Source organism: Roseofilum capinflatum BLCC-M114, assembly GCF_030068505.1.
GTDB lineage: Bacteria > Cyanobacteriota > Cyanobacteriia > Cyanobacteriales > Desertifilaceae > Roseofilum > Roseofilum capinflatum.
This window is the reverse complement of sequence record NZ_JAQOSO010000096.1, coordinates 35,164-47,156: the sequence shown is the minus strand read 5'-3', so window position 1 is coordinate 47,156 and position 11,993 is coordinate 35,164. Positions and strand designations below refer to the sequence as shown.

General features: G+C 44.5%; 5 protein-coding genes. All 5 read left to right on the top strand.

Going from position 1 to position 11,993, the window contains the following annotated elements; translation table 11 throughout:
- Positions 1-22 precede the first annotated feature (22 nt).
- The 5 genes from PMG25_RS18365 to PMG25_RS18345 all read left to right on the top strand — a co-directional run bounded on the left by PMG25_RS18365 (position 23) and on the right by PMG25_RS18345 (position 11,931).
- Positions 23-2,251, top strand: a complete 2,229-nt coding sequence (locus tag PMG25_RS18365) for an ATP-binding protein (protein ID WP_283768346.1) — start codon at positions 23-25, stop codon at positions 2,249-2,251.
- Positions 2,252-2,363: 112 nt separating this feature from the next.
- On the top strand, positions 2,364-2,804 hold the full coding sequence (locus PMG25_RS18360) for a response regulator (RefSeq protein ID WP_283768345.1): 441 nt from the start codon (positions 2,364-2,366) through the stop codon (positions 2,802-2,804).
- Between the two features lie 144 nt (positions 2,805-2,948).
- Positions 2,949-5,216, top strand: a complete 2,268-nt coding sequence (locus PMG25_RS18355; RefSeq protein WP_283768344.1) for an EAL domain-containing protein — start codon at positions 2,949-2,951, stop codon at positions 5,214-5,216.
- Between the two features lie 101 nt (positions 5,217-5,317).
- Positions 5,318-6,319: a GNAT family N-acetyltransferase gene (locus tag PMG25_RS18350; protein WP_283768343.1), complete on the top strand. Its 1,002-nt coding sequence runs from the start codon at positions 5,318-5,320 to the stop codon at positions 6,317-6,319.
- Positions 6,320-6,690: 371 nt separating this feature from the next.
- Entirely contained in the window at positions 6,691-11,931 is a 5,241-nt protein-coding gene (locus tag PMG25_RS18345; RefSeq protein ID WP_283768342.1) for a CHAT domain-containing protein, read from the top strand.
- The last annotated feature ends 62 nt before the right edge of the window (positions 11,932-11,993 follow it).

Here is an 11,993-nt window from a genome sequence, read left to right as displayed (position 1 = left end):
GATTACTGAGTTGGAAGATCCCATGTTACTCAACTATGGCCAAGAAATCCCCCCCTACGAACAAGATATTACTCGTATTGGCTCCATTCAAAGCTATGGGGCTTTAATTGCTCTAGAAGAACAGACTTTCAGGGTGATTTACGTCAGTGAGAACATTGGCGATCTGTTCGGACTGACTCCGAACGACTTACTTGGTCAGAACGTAGACCGGTTGATTGCTGAAGAACACTTAAAAGAGGCGATCGCTCAATTACCCCCCTCTCCCAGTCTACCCGTCTATGCCCAACTTCCCATCCAACACCACAATGTTCAATCTCGCCCTGTCTTCATTCATCGCAACCTAGATCATCAAATTATTCTAGAATTTGAGAAAACTCCATCCGTAAAATCTTTCGACCTTTTCTCTACATTAGATATCACGCAAGAAGTCAGTCAAAAACTCAAAATTGACTCCAACTTGCAGCGATGTTGTGAAACTTTAGCAGCAGAAATCAAAAAAATAACCCAGTTCGATCGGGTAATGATTTATCAATACGATCGAGACTTTAACGGTCAAGTAATTGCCGAAGCCAAAAACGCCGATCTAGACCCCTTCCTCGGTTTACATTTTCCCCGACAAGATACCCAGCCGACCTTAGCAATACTAGAAAAAATTTGGGTCAGGTTAATTCCTGATGTAGCAGCAGACAGGATTCCTATACTTCCCGATACCTCCTCCGTAGGCGATCGAAATTTGAATTTAAGCTATGCGACCTTAAGAGGGGTTTCCAGTTGTCATCAGGAATATCTAAAAAATATGGATGTTGACGCTACCCTGGTTTTTTCCTTAAAAAAAGACAATCAGTTATGGGGATTAGTCGCTTGCCATCATTATAGCCCCAAGCATCTTCCCCATGAGATCAGAAAAGTTGGTGAATTTATTTGTCAATTGTTCTCCTTAGAACTCAAAACTAAAACCGAGCATCAAATCTATGAATATCGAGTCGAATCAACCAGCATTCAATCTCAAATTCTCGCGTTCATGGGTCAAGATCATACATTAATTGATGGTCTAGTCAAACATCAGCCCAATGTATTAGATTTAGTCAACGCCCAAGGAGCAGCAGTTTTCTGGAATGGCTCGTATACAACCCTAGGAGTAACGCCAGAACCAAAACAAATTAAACAGTTAATTCAATGGCTCAGTCTTGATCGGGAAAATCCTCTGTTTTATACTCAAAATTTATCACAGGACTATCCTGAAGCAGAAGCATTTCACCTCATAGCAGTGGGTTTGTTAGCTCTGCATATCCCCCAAAACAACTATCTACTCTGGTTTCGCCCAGAAGTGCTACAGACAGTTCATTGGGGAGGAAATCCCTACGAGACCTATCTAGAAACTAGAGATGAACACAACAACTTAAAGTTATCACCTCGAAATTCATTTGAAGCCTGGAAAGAAATCATTCGAGGAAAATCTTTGCCGTGGGAACCCCATGAAATCGAAGCAGCGAAAGAGCTACGCAAATCATTGATTCATATTATTTTAAATCAAGTGGATGAATTATCTAAATTGACGAAAGAGCTAGAGCGCTCTAATGCAGATCTGGAAAAATTTGCTTATATTGCTTCCCATGATTTGCAGGAACCTTTGAACCTGATTGGCAGTTATGTAGAATTGCTGGAAATGCGTTATGAAGATCAATTCGATCGAGATGGCAAAGACTTCCTTGGGTTTGTGGTGGAAGGGGTCAATCATATGCAAGGATTGATTGATGATTTGTTAGCCTATTCTAGGGTAGGCAGAAAAGGGCAAGAACCGATCGCAGTCAATGCAGAAGAGAGTCTGAAGCGAAGTTTAAATCATTTACAAATCCGCATTGCCGAAGTGGGGGCTAAAATCACCTATGATTCTCTTCCTGAGATTGTGGCCGATCCAACTCAATTAACGCAACTGTTTCAAAATTTAATGAGTAATGCGCTCAAGTTTCACCAGGAGGGGATTCCCCAGATTCATATTGGAGTTCGAGAAAAAAAAGAAGAATGGTTATTTTGGGTGCAGGATAATGGAATTGGTATCGATCTGGAAATGACCGATCGCATTTTTACCATTTTCCAGCGTCTCCATACCCGTGAAGAATACCCAGGTACGGGAATTGGACTAGCAATATGTAAAAAAATAGTTGAATTCCACGGAGGAGAACTATGGGTAGAATCGGAACTCGGTGTAGGGTCAACCTTTTACTTCACTCTCCCTAAACAGACTGTATAAATGCTGAATCGGTCAATTGGCAAGAGTTAGGACTTGACATAATAAATCTCTATGGTTATGATTACTTAAAACGAATTAACAGTTTTTAATCAAAGAATAAACTGTAACTTAAATGACTAATTTAGATCGCACTTATCGGATTTTAATGGTTGAAGATAATTCGGCCCATGTCCGTTTAATTCAAGAAGGGTTTAAGAATATGACCGAGCCGTATCAGATTGAGGCCGTGGGTAATGGGGTGGATGCGATCGCGTATTTGCGCTCTGAACCTCCGTTTACGGAAAGGGTTCTCCCCGAATTGGTGCTGCTCGATTTAAATTTACCCCGAAAAAATGGTCGGGAAGTGTTAGCAGAAATTAAAGCCGATCCAAAACTTAAACATATCCCGGTCTTAATTTTAAGCACGTCTCAACGGCCAGAAGATATCCAAGAAACTTACAAATTACATGCTAATTGTTATCTTCATAAACCGACTAATCTGAAGCAACTTTTTAATCTGGTTCAACAAATTGAAACATTTTGGTTTCGCACAGTTTGCCTTCCCGTTGCTTGATCCCCTAGGGTTTTGACGTGAAGGTTAAGTTTTGTAAAGAGGGGATAAATTTAATTTCATGGTTGATAAAAAGTGTTCTAAAATGTGGAGGTAAGCCCAAAAGTAGTCTAGGCTACTATTTTTTTTAAACAAGGGTGATGCACTGTGGAAGATCCCTTAATTCAAATTCTGTTAATTGAAGACAATCGCGCTGAAGCTCGTCTGCTACAGGAGCGTTTGAAACAAGCATCCTCAATGGAGGTTGAGGTGACCCATGTGAGTCGGTTGTCAGAGGCACTCAAGGAACTAGAAGAGCAAGGATTTAAGGTGGTCTTACTGGATCTGAGTTTACCGGATGCTCAAGGACTAGAGTCGTTGAGTCCTCTAATGGAGAAAGCGCCAGATGTGCCGATTATTGTACTGACCAATAATACAGATAGTGCCTTGGCGGTCGATGCGGTGCGTCAAGGGGCGCAGGATTATTTGATTAAACGCCAGTTAAATACGGAGTTGCTGACGAGATCTCTGTATTATGCCATTGAACGCAAGCAAGCTTCTGATGCCCTGCGGAAAGCGAATGAAACCCTAGAGCAGCGAGTGATTCAGCGCACTAGCGACTTGGTGCAAACCAATGTGCGTCTGCAACAAGAAATTAGCGATCGCCGGAACCTAGAACAAGCGCTTCAGCAAGAAAAGGAGCTGGCTCAAATTACGCTCAACTCCATTGGGGATGCGGTTATTGTCACCAATATCCATCACCAAATTCAATCTCTTAACCCAGTTGCTGAAAAACTGATTGGTTTAACCAGTCGGGTCACTCAAGGCAAATCACTCAGTGAAATTTTCTCCACCAACGATGTTAACCAAAAACCGATTCAAATCCTGATCCATCAAAGCCTAACGACGGGCAGGATCATTAAAGTCTCTAACTACACCCTGTATTCTAAGAGCGATCGCCAACCCTATATCATCGAACTCTCCATTGCTCCCATCCGCTTAAAGGGCGATCGCATTGTTGGAACCGTCATTGTTTGCCGAGATGTCACCTCAGCCCGTAAGCTTGCCCATCAACTCTCTTGGCAAGCCAGCCACGATCCGCTCACGGGTTTAATTAATCGACGGGAATTTGAGCAATGTCTCAAGGCGGCTATCCGGGAAACCCATCAACTGAACCAACAGCATATTTTATGCTATTTAGACTTAGACCAATTCAAAATTGTCAATGATACCTGTGGCCATTCTGCTGGCGATCACCTCCTGCGCCAAATTACTGGAATTCTCCAAAGTAAAATTCGTAAAACCGATACGTTTGCCCGCTTAGGCGGTGATGAATTTGGGTTATTGTTGCATTACTGTTCTCTTGGTGAAGGGCAAAAAGTAGCCCAGAAAATCATTGAAACGATTCAAGCGTTTCGATTTGTTTGGGAAGATAAACTATTTACGATAGGAGTCAGTATTGGCTTAGTGCCAATCGATCGATCGATTGAAAATGAACATATTGCCCTGAGTGCAGCCGATACGGCCATGTATGCAGCTAAAGATGGGGGGCGCAACCGCATTCACATCTATCAAATTGAAGATCGAGAGGTGGTTAAACGCCAAGGTGATATGCAATGGGTCGCTCGCATTAATCAAGCTTTAGAAGAAAATCAATTCTGCTTGTATATTCAACAGATTATTTCCCTTAATTCTGAGGCTAAGATTCGCCCCTGTGGTGAATTATTTATCCGTATGATTGATGCTAGTGGAACTTTAATTCCGCCTATGGCATTCCTCCCGGCAGCAGAACGTTACGATCTGATGCCAGAAATCGATCGATGGGTGATTCGTAATCTATTTAAACAGTTATCAGCTCGGAACAGTGAAGGAGCGGCAAGTAAATCCACTCGCCTTGGCAAGCCAATTTATTTAGTCAATTTATCAGGAGCAAGCTTTAATGATTTTTCATTTTTAGAGTTTCTCAAAGAACAATTTTGGTTACATCACATTCCGCCCTCCATCATTGGGTTTGAGATTACGGAAACGGTGGCGATTACTCACTTAAACCAGGCGGTTAGGTTTATTACGGAATTAAAAGAGTTGGGATGTCAGTTTGCGTTGGATGATTTTGGCAGTGGCATGTCTTCGTTTACTTATCTGAAACAATTACCGATTGATTATTTGAAAATTGATGGGACGTTTATTAAAAGTTTGATTAACGATCCAATTAATCGGGTGATGGTCGAGTCTATTCAGCGCATTGCCCAAGTGATGGGGTTAAAGACGATCGCTGAATCGATTGAAAATCAAGAAATCCTGGAGCAAGTGCAAGCTTTGGGGATTAACTATGCTCAGGGTTATGGCATTCATAAGCCCCATCTGTTTAGCTTGGAAAAAAAGTCAGAAGTTAGTTATTGGGTAATGGGTAATGGGTGTTCCCATCTCCCCCAATAAATTGTAACGTTTTGTTACAATTTTCGGGGATTTGCATAAAATCGCCCTGAAAAAACAGAGATCCCTATAGAAGCACACAAACTTTGATGAGGGATGAGACTATGAATTATAGCTATCGACTGGCTACTCTAGAGGATGCAGAGGCGATCGCCCCCTTATGGGCTGAATTTGCCTCAGAGCGCCAGCAAATTGACCCGTCTATGCGGGTAAAACCGAATTTTGATTTTTATGCTTATATTCGCCATCAACTGGCTAAACCCCTTACCTATGCGTGGGTTTTGGAGGTTGAAGGGGCGATCGCCGGTTGCTTGATTATTTACTTCTATGATGAAGCTCCCCCTCCAGAGTTACCGGAGACTTTGGCGGTGGATCAAGATTTAGAGAGTCCGTTTATTTCCCGTCGGGTGGGTTCCGTGCTGGGATTGTATGTGAAACCGGAGCATCGGCAAGGGGATGCGATCGCCAGTTTAGCAAAAACGGCGATCGCCAAAGCCGAAGAACTCAACGTCACCGATATCGACTTACTCATCAGCGCCGATCAAAGCGGAATTCAAGCCCTACTCAAACGCTCTGGATTTACCCAAGCTGCCGTCCAATTTACCAAACATTACCAGCTCACCCCCAGTGCAGAGCTGCCCCGCTTGCATCCTCCCTATCCCGAACTGGATACACCTCCCCCTCCCCATCCCGATGCTATTCCTCTCCGAGATACCGCCAGTGGGGATTTAATCCACGACGAGCAAGGCGATCCCGTCTTCATCTTTCCCTTAACCGATGCATCCGGAGAATTGATTAAAACCGAATCCGGATTACCCATTTATCCAACCCCCCTACGCGATCCCCAAACCCAAGAATTTGTCTTCGATCAACAAGGAAAACTCGTCACCTGTCCCGTCGTCCGCGACTCCACCGGCAACATTGTCGAATATCAAGGCATCGCCCAATTCCATCCCCCCGTTTATCAAGTGGTGAATGGCAAGCTCCATTTACAAAAAAATGAGTCAGGAGAATTCCAATTTTGTGATATAGAAAAAAATGAACAGGGTGAATTAGTGCGATCGCCTTCAGGAATGCCCTTATTCAAGAAGGATTTAGTCGCCTAATCCCCGGTTACCTTCTCCTTATTTTTTGTATTGGCTGAACCCTGAGTAAAACTACGCTCACTTGATTATTCCTTCATGAATAAATTACTCAATCTTACGGTTTGATTGAAGGAGCGATCGTTTTACTCTAGGGTTATCTCTCCCCTACCTTTGCATCTACAAACCCTTTAAATGAATCCTCAACGCCTCAAAACTTGCCCTCATCCCCCAGCCCCTTCTCCCACAGGCGCTGCCCTGAGCGAAGTCGAAGGGAGAAGGGGAGAAAAGTCCCTCTCCCGTGGGAGAGGGATTTTCCGCAAAGCGGACATGAAAGGGAGAGGGCACTTTCAATACTCACCCCTAACCCTTAACCTTGTATCTACCTAAAAATAATGAAACTGAATATATTCACCCTCCTTACCCTTACCCTTTCTCTCCTCAGCCATAAAACCCTCGCCCAAAACATTGTCCCCGCCATGGACGGCACAGGAACCATCGTCAATCATCAAGGCAATCAATTCAACATTCAAGGCGGACAACTCTCCGGAAACGGGCGCAACCTCTTCCATACCTTTCAACAACTCGGATTATCCCAAGGACAAATTGCCAACTTTATCAGCAATCCTCAAATTCAGAATATCTTAGGCCGAATTAACGGCGGCGATCCTTCTATTATTAACGGTTTAATTCAAGTTACCGGCGGCAACTCCAACCTCTACCTCATGAACCCCGCCGGAATTGTATTCGGCCCCAACGCCCAACTCAACATTCCCGCCGATTTCACCGCCACAACCGCCACCGGAATCGGCTTTGGCAATGGTCAATGGTTTAACGCAGTAGGCGACAATAACTGGAGTCAACTGGTCGGCACTCCCAACGAATTTCGCTTCGATGTCAACGGCTCTGGCAGTATCGTCAACTTTGGAGATCTCAAACTTTCCGAAGGTTCCAATCTCACCTTAATGGGCGCAAACGTCATCAACCTCGGAACCTTAGAAGCCCCTGGGGGAACTATCAATATCGTCGCCATTCCCGACCAACAAATCATCAGAATTACCCAAGAAGGTCATCTCCTAAGCCTCGATATTCCCCTAGAAGATGAGCGCCAAGAACCCGAAATCACGCCCCTCAACCTCCCCGAACTCCTCACCCATTCCGGCCTCAATCATGCCAATCAATTAGAAATCAACGAACAAGGACAAATTGTCCTCTCCAGCAGTGGCGTAGAAATCCCCAACATTAACGGAGTCTCCATCATCTCCGGAACCCTCAACACCGCCAGCGAAAATGGCGGCACAATTAACATTATGGGAGACCGCATCGGAGTCATTGACGCAACCCTAGATGTTTCCGGACTCTTCGACGGTGGAACCCTGAGAATTGGCGGCGACTTTAAGGGAAATCCCACCTTTCCCACCGCCGACATTACCTACATCAATGAAAACTCGATCCTCAATGCCGGATCTGAACAATTAGGAGACGGTGGAAACATCTTCATTTGGTCAGAAAACCTGACTCAATTTGACGGAACAATTAGCGCTCCTGGCGGTGTAGAAGGTGGAGATGGCGGTTTTGCCGAAATTTCCAGTCGCAACGCCCTGAGAGTTGATGGAGACGTGGATTTAAGTGCAAATAACGGAGACACCGGACAACTTTTAATCGATCCCAAAAACGTCACCATTATCGATGGTAACAATGGCCCGGATGATTCAAAATTTAATAAAAATGAAATTTTATTCAGTGACGATCCAGGTGCAGATTGGATTATTTCCGAAGAAAAACTAGAACAAATGTTGCAAAATGGTCATATCACCATTGAAGCCACAAATAATATCACCATTGAAGACCTAAGCAATGATGTTTTGGGGGATGAATCATTTACTCATTCGCTCACCTTTACGGCGGATCAAGATAAGGATGGCAGTGGCTCATTTTCCATGAACTCTGGTGACACGATCCGCACCCAAGGTTCAGTGACTATTTCTGGATATGACTTAACTCTGGGTAATATTATCACTTCATCAGACAGCCGAAATAGCGGAAGTGTAACCCTTGATGCTACGGGTAAGATTCAAGCTGGAGAAATTAACACAACCTCTTCTGATTACCAAGGAGGAGATGTAGTCATCAACAGCGAGAATCATGTTGATATTGAGAACATTGAAACCTCTTCTTTATTCGATCATGCCGGAAATGTTGATATTAATAGTGGTGGGGACTTAAATCTCTCTTTTGTTAGAGCGAGGGTAGAAGATACTTCTGCTACTAACGCCAATGGAGGAACCATTGATATTGATGTCCAGGGAAATATTGACATTCCATCAGAGATTTCTACCTCATCTGATGCTCAAGGCGGTAATGGTGGCAATGTCACAGTTATCAGTCATGAAGGGGATATGACTATAGGAGGAGTGGGTACTAAGAACAGCTTGTTACAGACTACCTATGGAGATGGTGGCTCCATTACGCTTCGTGCTAACCAAGGTGATATTACCATCAATGGTCTTGTTCAATCCTATGTTGAATCCGGGGACGGTGGCGACGTTTTCATAGAAGCTGGAGAAAAGATTACGATTGATGGAAGTATTCGTTCCATCGCCGAAACATCAGGAAATGGTGGAAAAATAACGCTCATTGCTGGGGACGATATTGACCTTGGAGGAAATGTTGCTAGTGGCGCATTGACATCGAGAGGAGGTCAAAGCAATGGTGCAGATATTTCTATTACCAGTAAAAGAGGCACGCTCACTGCTAATAATATTATTTCCGGTGTTTTTGGTTCAGGCGATGCCGGAGATATTACGATTCAAACCGATGGAGATATTACGCTTGGAACCAATAGTAGTACGCTCCCTACTGGATACGTTTGGTCGGGAAGTACCGCAGGACAGGCAGGTGAGATTACGATTACCTCAACGAATGGTAAATTTATTCTTGCACCTACTCCACGTAATCTTTTAGAACATAATATTGCTCATTTCTGTAATAGCAGCCTAACTTGTGACACCAATGGCAATGTCATTAGTGGTACTATAACTTTCACTATCACAGGACAAGAGATAACCCTTAATTTCGATATTCCCCAATCAACACCAGTAGATTCAGGCACTAGCGATTCAGGTACTGGCGATTCAGGTACTGGTGATTCAGGCATTGGCGATTCAGGCATTGAAGATCCAGGTACTGGCGATCCAGGTACTGGCGATTCAGGTACTGGTGATTCAGGCATTGAAGATCCAGGTACTGGTGATTCAGGCATTGGCGATTCAGGCATTGAAGATCCAGGTACTGGCGATTCAGGCATTGAAGATCCAGGTACTGGCGATTCAGGCATTGAAGATCCAGGTACTGGCGATTCAGGCACTGGTGATTCAGGTACTGGCGATTCAGGCATTGAAGATCCAGGTACTGAAGATCCAGTAGATTCCGACGAGATTGAGGTTATTCTTACAGATGCAGAGGGGGATGAGCTTACTGGAACTACTACAGTAATAATTAATGACAACCCTGATGGAGGTGGGGCAACGTTCCAAGTGGTGAGTCCAGTGGAGATAACAGCCGATCGTAATTTTGATGTTCCGTCTATCCTCTCTGGTGTCTTAGGTGGAAATGGGGGAAATGTTACGATTACTGCACCAGGAGGAATTCAAGTTGGAGATGTTCGCACGCCTTCCTTGGTTATTGGAGATGGAGGAGATGTGGCGGGAAGCAGTAGTGGTGGGGGAATTCAGACGAATGTGATTGATACTTCGGCGAATATTGGAGATGGAGGAAACATTGCTTTAGATGCACAGCAAGCGATACAAACGGCTGATTTGAATACGCCATCTTTGACTGTAGGAAATGGGGGTAATGTGGCGCTCTCTAGTAGCGGTAGCAGTATCACGACTGGGGATATTAATACGTTTGCCAATATTGGTAATGCGGGAAATGTGGATATTCAGGCACTTCTCGATATTAATGTGGGCGATATTAATGCCAGTACGATTCAAGGGAATGGCGGCAATGTTTTGTTAAATTCTGATCTGGGCAATGTGTTTTTTGGAGAAATTGATGTTTCTTCTCAATTGGGAAATCCTGGACAGATCGCAATTTCAGATGTCAATTCGGTTTTGACAACGGAAACGGCAAATGAAGGAGAACCGCAAGCTCTGGAAAGTGTTAATCAGGAACAAAACCCGGTGGTAGAACCGCAAATTGAGACGGAAATTGCGGTGCAACTACAACCGCAACCTCAGAGAGCGATCGCGATGAATCCAGTAAATACCCCCTCATCTTCTGTAACATCTAATTTGAGCGAGTTGGATCGGTTTGCGATTGATTTAGCGTCTCTGAATTTAGAGTGGGAAGGGATACAGGAAACCTGGGATCAACGGTTGCAAGAGTTGGATCAATTGATGACGGAAGAGTATAGCCAATATGTGAAAAAAGACCCGTCGGAGATTGTGACGATCGCCGGAATCAAGGATATGCTCAGTACAATCGAGGCGCAAACTGGCAATAAACCGGCAGTCGTCTATGCTCTCTCCCATCCGAATGTTGACCGAGAAGGAGTCAAATTAGAGGGGCAACTGGTTCTCGTGTTAGTTACCTCTGAAGGAGTAGCTAAGGCGACAACGGTAGATGTCAATCACCTGTTCGGCCATAATGTATCAAACAACCCACAGAGAATTGCTAAAGCCATTTACGAGGAATTGGAGGGCAGTAGGGGAAAAAATCCCACTTTAGTGACTGCACAGAAAGCATATAAAGCGCTGATTTCTCCCTTAGAAGAACAGATGGAAGCGCAAGGGATTGATACCCTCATGTTTAGCGTTGATAATGGGTTGCGATCGATTCCCTTGGGGATGTTGCATGATGGGGAACAGTTCCTGATTGAGAAGTATAATATTGCTCTAATTCCCAGCGTCACTTTAACCAATTCCACGTATGAAGGGCTAGAAAATGCCAGCGTTTTAGCCATGGGAGCGTCTGAATTTCCCAATGCCATTGATCGCGATCCTCTGCCCAGTGTACCCTTAGAGTTAGAAATGATTGGCAGTGGAAATTGGCATAGCGATCGCTTCTTAAATGAAGACTTTACCCTAGAGAGGATGAAAACCCAGCGCCTCAGCCGTCGCTATGATATCGTTCATCTGGCAACCCATGCCAATTTTAAAAATAGGGATAGTACCCAACTGGAATTTTGGGATCAAACCATTAGCTTAGAAACCCTGCGTGAGTTTGACTGGCATGAGGAGCCACAGGTTGAGCTTTTGGTACTCAGTGCTTGCCAAACGGCGATCGGAGATTTAGACGCAGAACTGGGCTTTGCTGGGTTAGCCATCCGTGCCGGAGTCAAATCTTCAGTCGCCAGTCTCTGGAAAGTAGACGATTTATCCACGGTGGTATTAATGACCGCATTTTACGAATATCTGCAAACCGAACCCATCAAAGCCGAAGCCCTGCGTCAGGCGCAACTGGCGATGTTACGAGGGGAAATTTTTATCGAAAACGGCGAATTAGTCACCCCCCATAACCGGGTTGCCCTCCCTGAAACCGTGGTTTCTCAATTGAAAAATAGGGATGATTCTCGTTCCCTGTCCCATCCGTTTCATTGGGCTGGGTTTACCGTAGTCGGGAGTCCCTGGTAAAGATCGATGTGTATAGCCCACTCCCTATTCCCTATTCCCTAGCGCGAAGCGCTATAAGTGGT

Bases quoted from the DNA above. Each gene is read 5' to 3' on its own strand.
- PMG25_RS18365 (WP_283768346.1), top strand. From the start codon at position 23: ATGTTACTCAACTATGGCCAAGAAATCCCCCCCTACGAACAAGATATT.
- PMG25_RS18360 (WP_283768345.1), top strand. From the start codon at position 2,364: ATGACTAATTTAGATCGCACTTATCGGATTTTAATGGTTGAAGATAAT.
- PMG25_RS18345 (WP_283768342.1), top strand. From the start codon at position 6,691: ATGAAACTGAATATATTCACCCTCCTTACCCTTACCCTTTCTCTCCTC.
- PMG25_RS18350 (WP_283768343.1), top strand. From the start codon at position 5,318: ATGAATTATAGCTATCGACTGGCTACTCTAGAGGATGCAGAGGCGATC.